The following is a 17,027-nucleotide window of genomic DNA, read 5'->3' on the forward strand; positions in this document are numbered from 1 at the left end:
GGGCCTTCGGCTCAGGGCAGGCTGGAACCCGGCGTCCAAGGCTTGAGTTTGCCGTCCTCGACCATTTGCTCCAGGGCGATGCAGATATGGCGGTCGTCCTTGTCCAGCACGTCGTAGGTTTCCCGGAGGCGCTTGCGTTTGCGCGAAATCTCGAAGCTGAACCAAGCCACCGCCAGGGTGGCAGTGAGTCCCGCGATGATATTACTGAATTGTTCGTTCATCTTGTTCTCCCCGGTGTGGGTGGAAGGATGGAGGTACCCGTCAAATCGAATGGCGCAGCAATTCGATGGTTTGGGCCAGACCTTCGCGGTGCAGTTTCTTGCTCAGGTCCTTCTGGATATCGGGGCTACCCGCGTGTTCGGCCACGAAGCGCAGGAAGTCCTGGAACAGTTGCAGCGCTTCCTGGCCGTCCTTGGCCCGGCCCAGGCTGAGCCGGAAGCCGTGGTAGCCGTCGCCGCCGTTGTGGCCCAGCACATGGGTGTCGTGGACGATCAGGCAGGGGTCGGAGCCGATCAAATGCGGGTCGCGCTGCAAAACCGCCAGCGATTGCTCGCGGTTCAGGACGAACAAGGGACAGCCGCCCAAACAGGCGTTGATGACCCCCAGGTTCTCATGGATCACCCTGGCGTTCTCGGTCTGCCAGCCCAGGTCGAGCAGGAAGACATGGTAGCGGGGGGTATGTGGGCGTTGGGTTTGCATGGCGGTTTCTCTCTAGGCGGTGTTGTGGGGAATCGGGCCGGACCCGGCCACCGGGACTTGTTTACTGTCCCGGTGGCCGCTGGGCTAGGGATCAGGCTTCTGCCACGACTTCCACTGCTGGCTTGGCTTCGGGATCGTAGCCGGCCCGTTTGAGTTCCAGTTCCAACTGGTGCCGCCGTTCGGCCTCCAGATGGGCGACCTTGCGCATGGGCCAGACGCCGTTGGCCAGCGCTCCGAGCGCCGCGACGTTGTTGGTCAGCACCGAAGCGCCGATGCCGAAGCCCATCGTGAACACGCCGAGTATGCAGGCGACGTTGGGAGCGACGATCATGCCCCAGCTGCGGGCGATGTTCTTGTCCAGTTCGCGGGCGATGTCGCGGAGTTCGCAGAGCTTGCCGAGCCCTTGCTCCATGAACACGATGTGGGCGGTGTCGGTGGCGATGGAGGTCGCGCCGCGCAGCGAGATGGAAACGTTAGCCTTTTTGAGGGCGATGGAATCGTTGATGCCGTCGCCGACGAAGCAGACCTTCTTGCCTTCCTGTTGCAGCTTTTCCACGTAATCGGCCTTGTCCGCCGGCAGGACTTGGGCGAAGTAGCGGTCCATGCCCAGTTCCTCGGCCAGTTTTTTGGTGGGGGCTTCGTGGTCGCCGGAGATGATGGCGAGATGTTTGACGCCGCGTTCCCGCAGCCCTTTCACGATGTCGCGCACTTCGGGGCGGATCGCCGCTTGCAATTCCAACGCGCCGCCGAGTTGGTCGTCCACGCCGACCATCACCATGGTGTCGCCGTTGCGGTGGACTTCGTCGAGGACCGCTTCGACTTCGGGGGGGATGGCGAGTCCTTCCATTTCCATGTAGCGGCGGCTGCCGACGCGGATGGTGTGGCCTTCGATGCCGACGCTGATGCCATAGCCGACCTTGTATTGGGTCTCGTCGGTGGGCGGCAGGTCGATGCTTTCCTCCTCGGCCTTGTGCAGGATGGCGAGGGCGATGGGGTGGTGGAATTTGCGTTCCGCCGCCGCCGCGTAACGCAGAATATCCTTGGCGGTGTGGCCGTTGGCGGTGGTGATGCGGCCCACTTCCGGGCGCTCGCGGGTCAGGGTGCCGGTCTTGTCGAACAGCACGGTGTCCACTTCGTTCATCAGTTCCAGGGCGCGGCCATCCTTGACCAGGATGCCCTTTTGGGCACATAGGGCCAGGGTGGAGAGCATCGCCAAGGGCGCGGCCATGCGGATGCCGGTGCCGAGGTCGCTATTGAGTACCGCCACCGCGCCGAACGGTCCCATGACGGCATAGGCCAAGGAACCCAGTGCCAAGGTCGGTACCACGGCGGTATCGGCGAGGCGTTCGCCCTTGTTTTGGGAGGTGAGCTTGTAGCCCGCCGTGTCGTTGAGGATTTGGCTGATCTTGGCGGAGGCGGTTTCGCTGCCGGCCTTTTCCACCGAGACGAAAATCTTGCCCGCCACTAGGATGGTGGAGGCGAACACGCGGTCGCCCACGCCTTTTTCCGCCGGGGTGGATTCGCCGGTCAGGGCGTGCTGGTCGATCATCGCCATGCCTTCGACGATATGGCCGTCCACCGGCACGGCGTCGCCGGTATGCACGACCACCAGGTCGCCCTGCTGGATCTTGTCGAGGGAGACTTCGATCTCGACGCCATCCTTGTACAGCCAGACGAAGCGCGGCTGTTTGCCGAAGGCGCTCAGCAGCATCTTCTTGGAATTGTCCTCGGTCTTCTTGACCAGCATGCGCCCGAACGACAGGCACCACGCCAGCACCGCGCCGGGGAGGATTTGCAGCGTGCCCAGGCAGCCCAGCACCACGATAGCGTCCAGCACGTCCACGCCCAGCCGTTTTTCCTTGAACAGGACTTCGTAGGCGCCCTGGAAGCTGGGGATGGTGGTGTAGGCGAACAGCGCGGCGGCGGCGGGCAACAAGGCCGGTGCCGCCAGGGTGGTCGCCCCCGCCAGGACCAGGGAGCCGGTGCAGATGGTGAGGTCGAGGTCGAGCTTGTCCAGTTCTTCCTGGCGCTCGGCATTGGCGAGGGCTTCGTCGAGGATTTCGATGAGTTGGTTGCGGGTCAGGCGGCGCGGGTCGTATTCGATCTGCACGCTGCATTTGAGGGCGTGGGTTTTATAGCGGTCCACGCCCAGAATGCTCATCAGCTCGCGCTCGATGGCCTGGCAGTACACGTTCTTGCGGTACAGCACCGGATTCTTGAGCTTGAGCGAGCCGACCTTGTCGTGGGTGATCTGCCAACCGGTGACGTGGTTGCCATAGCGGTGGTAATGCACCACGCCATGGCGGTCGCGGGCGGTCATCGCCGGGGCGACCGCGGCCAGTTCGGTGCCGGGGCGGCCATCGCCCTGGAATTTATAATCGGCGGGCACCGGCTCCTGGGTGGTCAGGGATGCGGCGACCAGGGCCAGCACTTCGCGGGCGCTGTGGTGGCGCGGGTCGAAATACAGGTCCGCCGCCGGATGCTCGGCGCCATTGAGCTTGGCGCCGGTGAGTTCCGTGGCGCGGAAGACGCGGCCCAGGAAACGGCGGCAATCGGGGGTTTCTGGATCGGCGAACAGCGCGGTGCTGTGGATGCGGATCGCGCCGGGGGTAGGTAGTGAAATTTTGATATCCAGGGGCGCGGGGGAAATGGAACGCTCGGTCATGAGTGGAGTGCCGTTCGATGGTTAGGGAAAACGGGGATGGCGGACCGGGGGGTTCGCCGTGGCCGGTGGCACGGCGAAGCGACGGGCAAGTACTTTAGGCCGAAAGGGTGCTGTCGCCGGTCTTGATGCCTTTGGCTTCGTTGACCGCGTCGATGGCGGCGCGGCCACCGTCGGCGAAGCCTTCCATGACCGGATTGTCCTGCGGCAGCGATTTGGCCAGGAACACGGTGGCATAGACCACGCCGTAGGAAACCATGTAAGCGCTGGTGTAGGCGAAGCGCGAGGCGGAGCGCATCACGTCCGGTCCCGCGTTCTTGAGTTTCTCCTTGGCCTTGGTGGCGTCCTCGCTGGCCGAATGGATGGCGTCGCGCATGGCGTCGGCCACCGACTCGAAGGGATCGGGATGGGCGGCGGTTTGTTCGTCGATGGTGGAGTTGGCTGACATGGTTTTAGTCCTCGATTGGGCTTTGGATTGCAAGGGGCTGGATGGATTGTGATGTCTCTGCGGGCAAGATGCTAAAAGCCTCGTCCGATTTCGGCAAGAATATCCCTTGGGAAGTTGTCTTTAGCCCCGAATATCCCTGTCGGGCACATTGCGATCCATCGTAGCAAATTCTCTGGCTTGGAATCCCCACGGTTTCTTGAAAATCCCGCCCTGGGTCGCGGGGGCTTTTGAAAACGATAAAAGCTTTGAGGGTGAAAAACAAGTCATGTGCTATGTAAACATGACAGAATGGCTGTGAGGAAGCGGGTGCGAGAGGGTATGGGATGGCTTTTTTGCGGGGGTTTCCGGTTTTTCGGTGGGGGATTGCGCTATATGTGTGCGATAAAGTGCTTAAGCTGTCTATTAAATAGCTAATCCAGAGGAAGGTCGCTTCTTATTTTAAAGACGGGCAGTGTTATCTATATTTGACTATGTTACATAACCCGCTACGCTCCCTGGGCAAGCGGTCTTATGGTTCACGAGACGATATGGCGGCTATGGTTCGGAAACCCAGCTTTGTATCCAACCTTGGGAGGATAGCGGGTTCTGGGTTCTAAGGTGGCGTCCGCGATGGGCTAAAAACGGAACAACCTGTTTTTCCAGAGTAAACCATGCCGTGTCGTTTTTGCCGGTTATACTCGGGAAACCAGCCTGGAATTCCCTTTTCCTCAGCCACATCCATGCCTAGAATCACGCCTCGCTTCCTCATCCGCGCCGCCCGCCCATTATTGCTGGCTGCGGTCCTGCCTGTGAGCGCCGCCGGGGTGGCCGATACGGCTTGCCCGGAAAATCCGGCGGCACTGCTGTGGACTTCGCCCGCCCACCCCGTGCCCGGCGAGCCGGTCAAGCTCATGGCGGTATTGACCGACGGCCCGGCGGAAGCCCTGTCCGCCACCGGGCCGGACGGCGAATCCATCGCCCTGGACAGCGCGGCGCGGGGTGGCCCGCCCTGGAGCCTGGAGGCCGAATTCGATCCCCCACGGGGTGGAACCTACCGGGTGGATATCCAGCGCGGCGGCGAGTCCATCGCCTGCCGGACCGTGGCGGTGGGTTCCGCCGCAGAAGGCTCCGGCAATCCCCGGCCCGGCGAATGGAACACCGCCGCCGAAGCCTTTTATGCCGCCTGGATCGAAAAGCTGTTCGACGCCCCGCCCGATGAAAACCTGAGCTTTCCTTCCCTTGAACCCGTGATCCGCGATCCGGGACGCAATTTCCTTTATGACCATTTCGGCAGGAACGAGGATGCCCGCCTGCCCGCCACGCCCGATTGCGCCGACCTGCCTTATTTCCTGCGGGCCTATTTCGCTTGGAAGGTGGGTTTGCCGGTGGCGTTCCGCGCCTGCGACCGGGGTGGGGCCGGGCGTCCGCCGCATTGCGGCGCACCCAATCTCAGTGCGGCTTTCACCCAGGGTCCGGTGCCCACGGCCAGTTTCAACGGCCTGATGCGCAAAATTGCCGACACCGTGCATTCCGGCAGCGCCCGCACCGCGCTGTCCGCCGAGGCCACCGATTTCTACCCCTTGCCCTTGGAACGGGAAGCGCTGTGGCCCGGCACCGTGTACGCCGATCCTTATGGGCATACCCTCATGTTGGTGCGTTGGATGCCGCAGACGGCGGGTCGGAGCGGCCTGCTGTTGGCGGTCGATGCCCAACCGGATAATTCGGTCAGCCGCAAGCGGTTTTGGGAGGGGACGTTCCTGTTCGCCGACACGGGGGCCGCCGGGCCGGGATTCAAGGCGTTCCGGCCCGTGCTGCGCGGTGGGGCGGGGCGCTGGGAACTGCCGTCCAACGCCGATTTGGCGGCGGGCGGCCCGGTGGCCCCCTATTCCACCGCCCAGGGCGAACTCGCGCCGGAGGATTTCTATGCCCGTATGGGGCAACTCATCAATCCCAGGGGCTTGGCCCCGCGCCAGGCGTATGAGGCCATGCTGGACGCCTTGGCCGAGCAATTGCAAACCCGCGCCGAATCGGTCGAGAACGGCGAGGGTTACATGCGTAAGCATCGCGGCGCGATGGTGCCGATGCCGTCGGGCGCGGCCATCTTCGAGACCCAGGGCTTGTGGGAGGATTATTCGACGCCGTCGCGGGATATGCGCTTGTTGATCGCCATGAAGGTGCTGGATAGCCTGCCCGAACATATCGTCCGTTATCCCGATTTGTTCGCGCTGGGCGGGCAATCCCCGGAAGCGGCCCGCGCCGCCATCGAGGCTTTGCACCGGCGGCTGGTCCAGGAACGGCGGTTCAGCTATATCCGCAGCGATGGCAGCGCTTGGGAACTGACCGTGGCCGAGGCCATGGCCCGCCGCGCCGCCTTCGAGACCGGCTACAACCCCAACGATTGCGCCGAAGCCCGTTGGGGTGCCCGGCCCGGTACCCCGGAATACGCCACTTGCAGCCGCCACGCGCCCGCCGAGCAACGGGCCAAGATGGAGCAATACCGCGCCTGGTTCCACGAGACCCGCAGGCCCACCCGCTGATCCGGCCCGCCCGCCGGCCCCGGCCTGGGGCCGGCCCTGTTTTTTCTCCTTTCCGATCCATCCCGGACCCATGATGAATTCCAAAGCGCTGGTTTTATCGCTCTGCGTGGCCCTGGCGGGCTGCGCCGGCCACAAGAAAAAGCCCGAGCCCGCCCCGGTTCCCGCCCAGCCTTCCCGCACCGCCACCCACAAGCCCGCCGAGGCGGAAATGTCGCCGGTCAAGCGGGACATCATCGAACTGGCCCGGCGGGAATGGGAATTTTTCGGGCGGCAGACGGTGGTGTTGGATGGGGAAGAGGAGAGCATTCCCCATGTGGGCAAATGGGAGGACGACGCCGACGCCTATATCTACCGGGTGAATTGGTATTGGCGGGCGGTGGACAAGCCCCACCTGGACGGTAGGGATTGCCGCCAGCCCTGGTCCGCCGCCTTCGTCAGTTGGATCATGCGGGAGGCGGGGGTGTCGTCGTACCAGTTCGAGCCGTCCGAGGCGCATTGGGGCTATCTGAGCCGGATCGTGGCCGAGGCGGGCGATCCCTACGCCGCCTTCGCGCCCAGGGAAATCGGTGAATATTCGCCCCGGCCTGGGGATTTGATCTGCGCGACGCGGGGCGGTCCCGACGAGATGCCGGTGCCGGGGCAGGGATTCCGCTCGGTGTTATTGGAACACACCAAACTGCATTGCGATATCGTGGTGGAGCGCGGCGGCGATACCCTGGCCGCCATCGGCGGGAATGTCCGCAATTCGGTGTCGAAAACCCTGCTCAAGCTGGACCCGGAGGGCTTGGTGCGGCCCTCGCAGCGGCGGCCTTGGTTTATGGTGTTGGAGAATCGGTTGTAGGGAGGCGTAGTGTGGTATATGACAGGCTGAAACCTGGGTGGCTGGGTAGAGGCGAGGTGCGGCGATGCTTTGCCTCAAGCTTCAAAGCCTGGGTTTCAGCCCGCATGTCTCCGATTGGCGCAGCGTAATCGGAGACATGCAATCCGTGCGATTACGCCGCGCTAATTCCATCTACGGCGCTCACAGGCCGGGCCAACCCAAACCCGGCAAACTGGCCGCGAGCCGCTGGAAAAACCAAAATGCCGCCACCGTGCCCAGGGCGTAGCCCGGCACATGGGCCACCAATCCCGGCCAGCGGACCGGCAAGGCCCGTACTCCCGCCAGCACCAGCAACACCACGCCGACGAAGACCAGTTGGCCCGCTTCGATGCCGATATTGAAGGCGAACAAGGCCAGCGGAATCTCGCCTTCCGGCAAGCCCACCTCGGCCAAGGCACCGGCGAAGCCCAGCCCATGCAGCAGCCCGAACAGCCCGGCGATCAACCAGGGACAACGGTCCATCAGGTTGGGTTTGCGCTCGGGACGCGGGGCCAATTCCACCGCCAGCATATAGATGCTGAAGGCGATCCCGGCCTCGATGGGCTGTTGCGGCACATGCACGAAACCCAACACCGCCAGGGCCAGGGTCAGGCTATGGCCCACGGTGAATGCGGTCACGGTCCACAGCAGCCGTTTCCCGCCCCGCACCAGCAAGACCAGCCCCAGCACGAACAACAGATGATCGACGCCGCCCAGGATATGCTCGAATCCGATGCGGCCATAGCCCGCCATCACATCCAGCGCCCCCTCGCGTTCGGGCACCTGGAATTCGGGATGGTCCGCCGTCAGCACATGGCGCACCGAACGGCCATCGGCCAGGGCCAGCCGCAACAGGGCGTCGGCTTAGCTATCGGCCAGCCCTTCCAAGCGCAGGCGATGGCCGGTCAGTCCGCCCGCGCATTCCAACTCCCAGCTTTCCACCACGCCCGTGCCTTCGCTGTCGGTGTAATGTTCGCCGCGTTCGTGGCAATTGTCGGGCATGATGGGGAACAAGCCGCTGCCCAGCGCCCGGATGGCCGGTTGTTTCCAGCGTACCAGGGCGTGGCCGGGGCCGGTTTCGCGGATTTCGAGCAGGGCGGGGGCGAAGGTATGGCTCCAGGCCGCGCTCCAGGCCAGCAGCGCCCACAGGGCGAACAGCCAGCGGGCCGGGTGGGCGGCGTGAATTCCGGGCTGGGTCATAGCTTGGATTCCTCCGTCTTGTCGCCATCGGCGATCTGGATCGAAAACTCGCCCTTGAGTTGTTCCAGCCGCACGGCCAGCCATTCATCCGCCAGTTTGGCGCGGACCTCGGTGCGGACCTCCTTGCGGACTTCGGCCAGCGGGGGCGTGTGTTCCATCACCCGTTCCCGCACGAACACCAGGTGCATCCCGTAGCGCGAAGCCACCGGCCCGCTCCATTCGCCCACCGGCAGTTGCGCCAGTTCGGTGGCGAACCGATGCCCGAATAAGCGCTCCAATTCCCGCTCCGGCAGGTCGGGCAGTTCGGGTTTCACCAGCCCGGCATCGCCGTAATTGCTGGCCGGCACCGCGTCCCGGCGCAGCCGTTGCAACAGGTCGCGGGCGTCTTGTTCCGCCCGTGGCTTGTGGGCGTCGATCAAGACTTGGCTGATACGGGTCCGCGCCGGGCGTTGGAATTGCTCGGGATGGTCGCGCAGGTATTGTTCCAGCAGCGGGTCCGGCGGTTCGCGGACCAGGATGCCGGCCCGGATCAAGCGCCGCGCCCCGTCGATCATGATCCGCCGCACCACCAGATCGCCCTCGCCGATGCCCAGCGACACCGCCTCGTCGGCGCGTTCTTCCACCGATTTGGCCTCGTGCGGGTTTTCCGCGACGAAGGTGGCGATCTGCGCCAGCCGTTGTTCCACCACCGGGTCTTTATCCAGGCCCAGCCGCTTGGCGTAGGCGTACAACACTTCCTGGTCCACCACAGCCTTGGTGACGATCCGGCTTTCCTCGGGCGAGAGCGGGCGGCCACTGAGCCGCTCGTATTCTTGCAAGGCCGATTCCACGCGGGAGGTGGGGATGAGCAAGGGCGGGGCCGCGGGCGGCGTCCCCCGGACACCGCCGTATACCACAGTCCGCCCAGCGCCGCGTAATGCAGCGCCGGGGATTTGAGCAGCTTCAAAGCCGGGAGGGGGAATACCAGATGGGGGAAGTCCATGCCCGTTCCTGTGTGACCGGTTGCACGTAGGGGGTCGTGGTTTCATTGCTACAGCATTTCGCCGCTTCGGCCTGCTGCTGGGCGGGCAGGGTGGCGAGGTTGGAGGAGCAATGGTCCGGGTCCAGCGGGTTGAGATCGTAGGTCTTCTGGCAGATCAAGGTGCTGTAACGGCAGACCGGGTTTTCCAACACCCTGACATAATAGAAGGCCCGTTGCTTGGCGTCGAAATCCGGGTCTTTCCAGACCGCGCACAGCGAGGGGTAGCCCTCGCCCACCCGGTTGCATTGCTTGTCCACCGAGGCAGCCCTTTCAAAGTGGTTTACCCGGTTGGCGAAATCGGGTTATGTAAGTCCCTGATTTTGCTGTGGCCCATGTCGCCGTTGGTGGCGTCCTACGCTTCGACACAGAAAAACGGCCTTTTCAACCCATTGATTTAGAAGGGCTATTTTTACACTTTGAAAGGGCTGGTCCACCGAGGCTCCGTTGTCGGCGTTGCCGGCCACGGTGTAGACCTTTTCCAAGGTTTGGCCGTTTTCGACCCAGCCCTTGATGATCTGCACCTGTTGCAGGGGCGTGCCGATATAGTCGTCCATCCAGGCCGCCGCGATGAAGCTGGGCGCTTGGCCGGGTGCGAGCTTGCGCTGCTTGGGCAGGTCGCCGCCCATGGGCACGCCCTGGTCGTAGTTGTGCGGGATGGTGATGACATCGCAGCCGGTGCCCGCCTTCAGGCATTGGTCGCGCAGTCCGTCCCACAGCTTCTCGATATCCGGTCCGCCCTTGACGATTTGCCGGGGCGCGGTGGTGTTGGGGTCGGGGTTGGGCTTGCGGGCCAGGTCGATGGCGGTGATGGGGCGGGAGACCACCTTGTCGTTACGGAAGATCACATTGCGGTGCCAGTTCTCGCCCAGGGGGGTCGAGGTCATCTCGTAGGCGATGAAGGTGGTGAAGCTGCATTCCGAGCTGCGGTCGTAATAGGCTTCGGCGGCGGCCTGGATTTCGTCCCACACCCGGCGCTCGCCCTCGAAGCAATTGGCCTCGCCATCCACGCACATCGGCAAATGGGTGTTGAAGGTGCTGGGGCCGTCGTTGGGCAGGGTCAGCAGGTTGAAGGCGCTGGTCGCCATGGAACGTTGGGCGGAACCGGGGAACAGGCCCGGCTGCCACCAGAAACCGCGCAGCAATTGGCATTCGAAGGAATAGCGGCCATTCATGTCGGCGCTGTTGCACACGCCCATCTCGCCGAAGTGTTCGGAATGGTCGGTGACGGCGGCGAAGTCCAAGGGCCGGTCTTAGTGATAGGTGCGGGTCTTGAAGCCATTAGGACCGCCCCCCCTGACGCTGCCGCCCTTGGCGAATTTATAGGCGTCGTGGGGCATGGGCGGGACGAAGCGGATGCTGGCGTCGAAGGACAGCGCCGTATGGAGATGGGTTTCGCCGAAGAACGGCTGGCGCAGGGCATCGTAGTTCTTGCAGGGTTCGCGCTGTTCGGTCCGCTCGAAGGCGGAGGCGTCGGCCAGGCCGAACAATAAGCTGGCTGCCAGCGCGGCAGACCAGGCCGGAGGGGCGGTTCGCGCCGCCCATTGCAATCGGTAACGCACGGACATTGGGATATCCTAGGTAAAGTTATCGTTGTATGGAACGGCGGTAGTGGAAGCTGCGGCGTTCGGCGTTAACGTCCATATTTCGATACAGATGTCATTCTGTAAGAACACATTGTGGGGGAGGTGAGCTATTCCAGGAGGGAAAATTAAAGTATATGGTGACAAAAACAATGGTACCCGGACCGGGCGGTTGTTTTGCCACGCCGTGGGGCGGGCCGTCGATGCCAGTTCACACCTCGACCACGCGGGCGGGATCGAATTCGGGCACCCGCCGGTCCGGCGCATAACCCCGCGCATTGCATAGGATGCGGGCGCCCGCGCACAGGTAATCCGATACCGCGTGGGTATGGCCGTGGAACCACGCGGCGATTTCATAGCTGTGCAGCACCTCCTTGAGGTCGCTGTAATAAGCGTGGCGTTTGACATCACCGGGGTTGTCGCGCCAACTCCAGGGGCTGGGCGCGTGGTGGGTGACGATCACCGTCTTGCCGGGGAAGGGCAGGGCCAGTTGTTCCAGCAGCCAGCGGCGGGAGGCGGCATAGAGCTTTTTGTAGGCGTCCGGGTCCAGCCGGTCCGGGCCGCGGCGGATTTTGCGGAAATCGTTGACCCGCCGCACCAGTTCCGCCAGGTCGTCGCGCTCCTGCCCGCCCAGGTCGCTCCACAGGGTGCAGCCCAGGAAACGGATATCCCCGCACAGCCAGGATTCCCGCTCCAAGAACCGCACGTTGCTGCCCGTCGCGGCCAGGCGCAGGGCCGTCACCGTCGCGGCGTGTTCGTGGGTGTAGAACTCGTGGTTGCCCGCCACATAGACCACCGGCTTGGACAGGGTCTTGAGCCAGTCCAAGCCTTGCAGCCCCAGCCCGATATCCCCCGCCGCGACGATCACATCCGCTGCGCTGTCGGACAGGTCGAGCGGGCCGAATTCCAGGTGGATATCGGAAAAATACTGGATAAGCATGGCTTTACACCCGGATTGCCCGGCGCGGGCCGGGGTGGAGGCTTGACACCCGAGTGAGGAACTCGGAAATTACCGGCGGCAATCGGACCAAACCCTTCCCATCCGCCGTTGGCGTTAAAATGGCGGCTTCCCGCATTCCCCTAGCTAGGTTTCTCAGCATGATCGTTCGTAAAAACACCGTTGGCGTAAGAATAGGCGATGTCCAAATCGGCGGCGGCGCGCCCATTGTCGTGCAATCGATGACCAATACCGACACCGCCGATATCGACGGCACCGTCGCCCAGGTCGTGGACCTCGCCCGCACCGGCTCGGAACTGGTCCGCGTCACCGTCAACAACGAGGAAGCCGCCGCCGCCGTGCCGCATATCCGCGAGCGGCTGGACCGGCAGGGGTGCAAGGTGCCCTTGATCGGCGATTTCCATTTCAACGGCCACAAACTACTGGAGAAATACCCCGCCTGCGCCGAGGCGCTGGCCAAATACCGTATCAATCCCGGCAATGTCGGGCGCGGTGCCAAGCGCGATCCGCAATTCGCCCAGATGATCGAATTCGCCTGCCGCTACGACAAGCCGGTGCGGATCGGGGTGAACTGGGGCAGCCTGGATCAATCGGTCTTGGCGCGGCTGTTGGACAAGAATGCCCAACGCGCCGACCCGGAACCCTTGGAAGCCGTGATGAAGGAGGCGGTGATCGCCTCCGCGTTGGAGAGCGCCGCCAAGGCCGAAGAACAGGGTTTGCCGCGCAGCCGCATCGTGGTGTCCTGCAAGCTGAGTCGGGTGCAGGATTTGATCGCGGTCTACCAGAGCCTTTCCGCCCGTTGCGACTATGCCCTGCATCTGGGCTTGACCGAGGCCGGCATGGGCACCAAGGGCATCGTGGCCTCGACCGCCGCGCTGGGCGTGCTGCTACAACAAGGCATCGGCGACACCATCCGCGTCTCGCTCACCCCGGAACCCCAAGACAACGACCGCACCCGCGAAGTCATCGTGGCCCAGGAAATCCTGCAAACCATGGGGCTGCGCTCGTTCACGCCGATGGTCACGGCCTGCCCCGGTTGCGGGCGCACCACCAGCACTTATTTCCAGCAATTGGCCCAGGACATCCAGAGCTATCTGCGCCACCAGATGCCGGTGTGGAAGAAGCAATATCCCGGCGTCGCCGAGATGCAGGTGGCGGTGATGGGCTGCGTGGTGAACGGCCCTGGGGAGAGCAAGCATTCCCATATCGGCATCAGTCTGCCCGGCACCGGCGAAGACCCGGTGGCTCCGGTGTACGAGGATGGCGTCAAGACCGTGACCTTGAAGGGCGAGCGTATCGCGGAGGAATTCCAGGCGCTGGTTGAAAGGTATGTCGAGAGCCATTACGGCTCCGGGGCGCAGGCCCAGTAAATAAAAATCTGATCGGCCCGGCGGCGCTATGCCGTGCGGGCCGATGATCCCGCTTCCAGCGTCTCCAACCGCGCCAACTCCCCCTCCCCGAACCCCGCCGCGAGCCGTGCTTCCCGGTTGAACGGCCCCCGCACCCCGCCCTTGATGTGGGTCCGCACCAAGTCGAAATAAGCCGCCTCCGGCTCCAAACCCCGCGCCGCGCAGACTTCCCGGAACCAGCGGGTGCCGCAAGCCACATGGCCGATTTCCTCGCGCAGGATCATGTCGAGGATGACGACGCTTTGCGTGTCGCCGAGTTGCTGCAATTTCACGATCATGCCGGGCGAGACATCCAAGCCCCGCGCTTCCATGAAACGCGGCACCAGGGCTAGCCGCGCCAGCACATCGTCGGCGGTGGTTTCCGCCAAATCCCACAAACCCCGGTGCGCCGGGCAATCGCCATAAGTCCCGCCGAAATCCCCGAGCCGCTGGTCCAGGGCGCGGAAATGCTTGGCTTCCTCGATGGCGACCCGCAGCCAATCCAGGCGGAATGCGTCGGGCATGTCGCGGAAGCGGTAGCCGATATCGAAGGCCAGATGGATGGCGGTGAATTCGATATGGGCCAGGGCATGCAGGAAGGCGATGCGCCCGGCGGCGGTATGCAAACCCCGCCGCGGCAAATCGCGGGGATCGACCAGACGGGGCCGCTCGGGAAACCGGACCGCGGTGGCCGGGCGGGGTGGTTCCGGTGCGGCGAAGTCCAGATGGCCGGATGCGAGCGCCGCCGCCGCCCGGTCGGTGGCGGCGAGCTTGGCGGCGATGGATGGGGAATACAGGCAGGCTTCCGCCAGGGCGTGGAAGGATTCAGTCGGCATAATGGGCGCTGGCCTGGATGACTTTCAGGTCCGGGCCGAAGCGCAGCACTTCGATCACCAGACGCCCGCCCGCCCCGCGATAATGCAGGGCGAGGCTGTCCACGCCGACCAAGGTGGCGATAGGCTCGAAATGCAGGTCGGGAATCAGCGCCAGCGCCTTGGCCCAGTACGCGCCCACCGCCGCCTGGCCGCGCAGCATGCCGGAAGCTTCGCCGGCCAGCTTTTGAATCATGGGCGAAGTCATCTCGAAGTCGTCGGCGTAGTGCGCCAGGATGCGCGGCAGGTCGTGGCTGTTCCAGGCCGCCAGCCATTCGGCGGCGAAGTCTCGGGCGAAATCGGGGTCCATGGTTGGGGTCTCGGGAGGGGAAAAGAGGCATTCAGCCGGAAAACGGCCCGACATTCAAGACGCGGCGGATTTCGTCGGTCTTGAAGCCCAAGGCCATGGGACGCCGCGCGCCGGGCAGCGCCACCACGTCGTACAACTCCTCGACCAGGCCATCCAGTCGTAACCAATGCACCAGATCGCCACTCCTGAGGTCGATCACCTGCACTCCGCAGCGTGGTTCCACATCGCGCCCCTGCAAGCGTCCGTCCAATGCCAACCCGGCGAAGGTTTTGTTATGGCGCGGCTTGGACAGGCCGACCAAGGCGTAAGCCCCATGGAAACTCAAGCCGCGCAGATAGCCGGGACAGAAACACACCGGTTCGAACCGCCCGGCGGCGGCATCGACATAGCCGAATTCGCCGGTCCCGGAATTCAGCAGCCACAGCCTGCCGTCATGCCAGCGCGGCGAATGCGGCATGGACAGCCCGGACAGCACGGTTTCGCCGCTGCCGACCTCGACCACCACCCCGCCATCGCGGCGGCGGTCGCGCCAACCGTCGGCGGCATCGCTGCGGCTGATGGCGGTGACGAAGGCGGGGAGCCCGTCGCGCATCGCTAAGCCGTTGAGATGACAGCGGTCCTCGGCGGCGAGTTTGCTGATGAAGGGCGGCTTCCAGACCGGCACGAAGCTATGGCTTTCGCTCAGGGTCGCGAGGCAACTGAACAAGGTGTTGACGAAGATCAAGCGCCCGTCGCGGTCCACCCCGAGGTCGTGGGCATCGACATCGCCCGTGGTATAGCCGACCTGGGGCAGATAAAGCCGGTCGTAGCCGTCCTGGGTCTGGCCGGGTTCCAGCAGGTTCTCGAAGCGCCAGATTTGATAGAGGCTGCCGAGGTAGAGGCTATCGCCCTGGGCGCACAGGCCCATGCTGCGGTTGAAGCTGCGCTCGAACAGGGACAGGCCGCCATCGGGTTTCAGCCCTACGAAGAACAGCTTGCCGATTTGGTAGGTGGTGAAGGCGAAGCTGATCCCGGTTTCCGCCATCCAGGCGGTGAGTTGGCGGGAAGCGCTGATTTCCAGGGTGGGGGCGGGTTGTTGGGATTCCATGCGTCGGGTCCGGTGGGGATGGCTAGAGTAAATCGGCGTTGACCCACACCTGGGCCGGGCCGTTCGCGAAGCTGTGGTAGGCGGTGCCGAGCAGGGTCACGCTGCCGCCCTCGACCCAGCCGCCGTCGCTGAAATGGAGGGTGTCGCCCGCCGCGCCGTCGATGCGGAGGATGCCGCTTGCGGGGGCGAGGTCCAGCACGGCCTGCCGGTCCAGGTTCAAGCGATTGTCCGCCGCGTCGCCGAGGTCGATGGCGTCGAGCCGGACCAAGCCGTATTCGGCGATGGCCGCGCCCAGGTCCAGGTTCAGGCCGTGGCCGTTGAAGATCAAGGTATCCGAACCCGCCGCCTCGGCTTGCAGCGGGACGGTGCCGGGGCGGTCGCCCCCCGGCAGCAATAGATATTCGACATTGGGCGGCAGGGTATAGGGCACGGTGCTGACCGCCATATCGTCGCCACCGCCGGGCGCTTCGTCGATTTGGTCGCGGGGATTGTCCACCTTGTAGAGATCGTTGCCGTCGCCGCCCGCCATGGTGTCGATGCCCGCGCCGCCGTCCATCAGGTCGCTATCGGCCCCGCCATACAGCGCGTCGCGTCCGCCGCCGCCGTGGAGTTCGTTCCAGCCATCCCCGCCGTACAGTGTGTCGTTGCCGCTCCCGCCGTACAGGAAATCGCCGCCCGCCTCGCCATATAAAGTGTCCGAACCGCTGCCGCCAAGCAGGGTATCGTCGCCGTCCCCGCCCCACAGCGCGTTGTCGCCCGCGTTGCCGGTCAGGCGGTTGTCCAGGGTGTTGCCATGACCCGCGAGCGTGCCATTGCCCAAGAGCGCCAGGCGTTCGACCTCCGGGGCCAGGGTGTAATCGATCCAGCTTTGCACGGTGTCCAGCCCATCGCCGGGGTTTTCCAGCACCGTGTCCCCAGGGTCGTCCACGACATAGCTGTCGTTGCCCACGCCGCCCAGCATCAGGTCTGCGCCGGTGCCGCCGTCGAGGCGGTCGTTGCCCCGGTCGCCGATCAAGCGGTCGTTGCCGCCGCCGCCATCCAGGGTGTCGTTGCCACCCAGTCCTTCCAGATAATCGCCTTGGCCGGTGCCGGTCAGCAGGTTGGCGGCATTGTCCAGGGCGGTGCCGGGAGTGTCGTCGCCGACCAATAAGTGGCTGCCGTCGGCGAAGCCGAAATGGGCGGAAGCGAGATTCGCTGCTTGGGTTCGGGCCAGCACGATGGTTTTGTCCGGGCCGGACAGCCACAGGTCGCGGCCCGCTTGTCCGAGGGCCACCGCCGCCGCGCCCCAGGCCGGGTCGCCGAACCACAGCGTATCCTGGGCCGGGGCGAAAGCGAGGGTTTGCTGGTCGGCCAATGCGCCGAAATCGTAGGTTGCCATGGGTGTATCGCGGGTGGGTAGCGGAAGCCGGGATGGGTGTCCGGGGGAT

Annotated in this window: 17 protein-coding genes and 1 pseudogene; 3 read left to right on the forward strand and 15 right to left on the reverse strand. The window is 64.4% G+C overall.

From position 1 onward, the window contains the following. Positions 1–11: 11 nt before the first annotated feature. From B9N93_RS08070 to B9N93_RS08085, 4 genes are all read right to left on the reverse strand, one after another. Positions 12–221 (reverse strand): hypothetical protein, encoded by a 210-nt coding sequence (locus B9N93_RS08070; protein ID WP_085212541.1) that lies wholly within the window; start codon positions 219–221, stop codon positions 12–14. Positions 222–261: 40 nt separating this feature from the next. Further along, a complete protein-coding gene (locus B9N93_RS08075) occupies positions 262–699 on the reverse strand; it encodes a hypothetical protein (RefSeq protein ID WP_085212543.1) in 438 nt (145 codons plus the stop codon). Positions 700–790: 91 nt separating this feature from the next. Beyond that, positions 791–3,364: a heavy metal translocating P-type ATPase gene (locus B9N93_RS08080; protein ID WP_085212545.1), complete on the reverse strand. Its 2,574-nt coding sequence runs from the start codon at positions 3,362–3,364 to the stop codon at positions 791–793. Positions 3,365–3,458: 94 nt separating this feature from the next. Further along, the gene (locus B9N93_RS08085; RefSeq protein WP_246628592.1) at positions 3,459–3,809 is read right to left on the reverse strand and encodes a hypothetical protein; all 351 of its coding nucleotides are present in this window, start codon (positions 3,807–3,809) and stop codon (positions 3,459–3,461) included. A gap of 719 nt (positions 3,810–4,528) precedes the next feature. On the opposite strand from B9N93_RS08085, the gene B9N93_RS08090 reads away from it, so the two are divergent. Both B9N93_RS08090 and B9N93_RS08095 read left to right on the forward strand, forming a co-directional pair. Continuing rightward, complete coding sequence (locus tag B9N93_RS08090; RefSeq protein ID WP_085212547.1) at positions 4,529–6,325, forward strand: hypothetical protein; 1,797 nt, start codon at positions 4,529–4,531, stop codon at positions 6,323–6,325. A gap of 70 nt (positions 6,326–6,395) precedes the next feature. Further along, positions 6,396–7,166, forward strand: coding sequence for a DUF2272 domain-containing protein (locus tag B9N93_RS08095; protein WP_085212549.1), 771 nt, complete (start codon positions 6,396–6,398; stop codon positions 7,164–7,166). Positions 7,167–7,346: 180 nt separating this feature from the next. Here B9N93_RS08095 and B9N93_RS08100 read toward each other — a convergent pair whose 3' ends face one another. The 7 genes and pseudogenes from B9N93_RS08100 to B9N93_RS08130 form a co-directional block, all read right to left on the reverse strand. After that, on the reverse strand, positions 7,347–8,036 hold the full coding sequence (locus B9N93_RS08100; RefSeq protein WP_085212552.1) for a HupE/UreJ family protein: 690 nt from the start codon (positions 8,034–8,036) through the stop codon (positions 7,347–7,349). Between the two features lie 12 nt (positions 8,037–8,048). After that, positions 8,049–8,384: a hypothetical protein gene (locus B9N93_RS08105; protein WP_085212554.1), complete on the reverse strand. Its 336-nt coding sequence runs from the start codon at positions 8,382–8,384 to the stop codon at positions 8,049–8,051. After that, a complete protein-coding gene (locus B9N93_RS08110; RefSeq protein WP_176225192.1) occupies positions 8,381–9,235 on the reverse strand; it encodes a peptidylprolyl isomerase in 855 nt (284 codons plus the stop codon). Before B9N93_RS08110 ends, B9N93_RS08105 begins: the two co-directional genes overlap by 4 nt. A 91-nt stretch (positions 9,236–9,326) precedes the next feature. Next, complete coding sequence (locus tag B9N93_RS08115) at positions 9,327–9,662, reverse strand: DUF3604 domain-containing protein (RefSeq protein WP_085212558.1); 336 nt, start codon at positions 9,660–9,662, stop codon at positions 9,327–9,329. A gap of 45 nt (positions 9,663–9,707) precedes the next feature. Beyond that, positions 9,708–10,037, reverse strand: a complete 330-nt coding sequence (locus B9N93_RS26250; RefSeq protein ID WP_254899465.1) for a DUF3604 domain-containing protein — start codon at positions 10,035–10,037, stop codon at positions 9,708–9,710. A 24-nt stretch (positions 10,038–10,061) separates the two neighbouring features. Beyond that, positions 10,062–10,970: pseudogene (locus tag B9N93_RS26255) on the reverse strand (DUF3604 domain-containing protein); the annotation flags it as partial. Between the two features lie 226 nt (positions 10,971–11,196). Further along, positions 11,197–11,925, reverse strand: a complete 729-nt coding sequence (locus B9N93_RS08130; RefSeq protein ID WP_085212564.1) for a metallophosphoesterase — start codon at positions 11,923–11,925, stop codon at positions 11,197–11,199. Positions 11,926–12,083: 158 nt separating this feature from the next. Between B9N93_RS08130 and ispG the strand changes: the two genes are divergently transcribed. Further along, on the forward strand, positions 12,084–13,313 hold the full coding sequence (ispG, locus tag B9N93_RS08135) for a flavodoxin-dependent (E)-4-hydroxy-3-methylbut-2-enyl-diphosphate synthase (RefSeq protein ID WP_085212566.1): 1,230 nt from the start codon (positions 12,084–12,086) through the stop codon (positions 13,311–13,313). Between the two features lie 26 nt (positions 13,314–13,339). On the opposite strand, the gene B9N93_RS08140 is transcribed toward ispG, so the two are convergent. From B9N93_RS08140 to B9N93_RS08155, 4 genes are read right to left on the reverse strand one after another with little or no spacing between them, the layout of a single operon-like run. After that, a complete protein-coding gene (locus tag B9N93_RS08140; RefSeq protein WP_085212568.1) occupies positions 13,340–14,167 on the reverse strand; it encodes a ferritin-like domain-containing protein in 828 nt (275 codons plus the stop codon). After that, a complete protein-coding gene (locus tag B9N93_RS08145; protein WP_085212570.1) occupies positions 14,157–14,513 on the reverse strand; it encodes a nuclear transport factor 2 family protein in 357 nt (118 codons plus the stop codon). Before B9N93_RS08145 ends, B9N93_RS08140 begins: the two co-directional genes overlap by 11 nt. 31 nt (positions 14,514–14,544) lie before the next feature. After that, complete coding sequence (locus B9N93_RS08150; protein WP_085212572.1) at positions 14,545–15,600, reverse strand: TIGR03032 family protein; 1,056 nt, start codon at positions 15,598–15,600, stop codon at positions 14,545–14,547. Between the two features lie 22 nt (positions 15,601–15,622). Further along, the gene (locus B9N93_RS08155) at positions 15,623–16,978 is read right to left on the reverse strand and encodes a calcium-binding protein (RefSeq protein ID WP_085212573.1); all 1,356 of its coding nucleotides are present in this window, start codon (positions 16,976–16,978) and stop codon (positions 15,623–15,625) included. Between the last annotated feature and the right edge of the window lie 49 nt (positions 16,979–17,027).

The organism is Methylomagnum ishizawai (genome assembly GCF_900155475.1).
GTDB lineage: Bacteria > Pseudomonadota > Gammaproteobacteria > Methylococcales > Methylococcaceae > Methylomagnum > Methylomagnum ishizawai_A.

Bases quoted from the DNA above. Each gene is read 5' to 3' on its own strand.
- B9N93_RS08085 (WP_246628592.1), bottom strand. From the start codon at position 3,809: ATGTCAGCCAACTCCACCATCGACGAACAAACCGCCGCCCATCCCGAT.
- B9N93_RS08150 (WP_085212572.1), bottom strand. From the start codon at position 15,600: ATGGAATCCCAACAACCCGCCCCCACCCTGGAAATCAGCGCTTCCCGC.
- ispG (WP_085212566.1), top strand. From the start codon at position 12,084: ATGATCGTTCGTAAAAACACCGTTGGCGTAAGAATAGGCGATGTCCAA.
- B9N93_RS08075 (WP_085212543.1), bottom strand. From the start codon at position 699: ATGCAAACCCAACGCCCACATACCCCCCGCTACCATGTCTTCCTGCTC.
- B9N93_RS08140 (WP_085212568.1), bottom strand. From the start codon at position 14,167: ATGCCGACTGAATCCTTCCACGCCCTGGCGGAAGCCTGCCTGTATTCC.
- B9N93_RS08090 (WP_085212547.1), top strand. From the start codon at position 4,529: ATGCCTAGAATCACGCCTCGCTTCCTCATCCGCGCCGCCCGCCCATTA.
- B9N93_RS08130 (WP_085212564.1), bottom strand. From the start codon at position 11,925: ATGCTTATCCAGTATTTTTCCGATATCCACCTGGAATTCGGCCCGCTC.
- B9N93_RS08095 (WP_085212549.1), top strand. From the start codon at position 6,396: ATGATGAATTCCAAAGCGCTGGTTTTATCGCTCTGCGTGGCCCTGGCG.
- B9N93_RS08155 (WP_085212573.1), bottom strand. From the start codon at position 16,978: ATGGCAACCTACGATTTCGGCGCATTGGCCGACCAGCAAACCCTCGCT.
- B9N93_RS08080 (WP_085212545.1), bottom strand. From the start codon at position 3,364: ATGACCGAGCGTTCCATTTCCCCCGCGCCCCTGGATATCAAAATTTCA.
- B9N93_RS08070 (WP_085212541.1), bottom strand. From the start codon at position 221: ATGAACGAACAATTCAGTAATATCATCGCGGGACTCACTGCCACCCTG.
- B9N93_RS08105 (WP_085212554.1), bottom strand. From the start codon at position 8,384: ATGACCCAGCCCGGAATTCACGCCGCCCACCCGGCCCGCTGGCTGTTC.
- B9N93_RS08145 (WP_085212570.1), bottom strand. From the start codon at position 14,513: ATGGACCCCGATTTCGCCCGAGACTTCGCCGCCGAATGGCTGGCGGCC.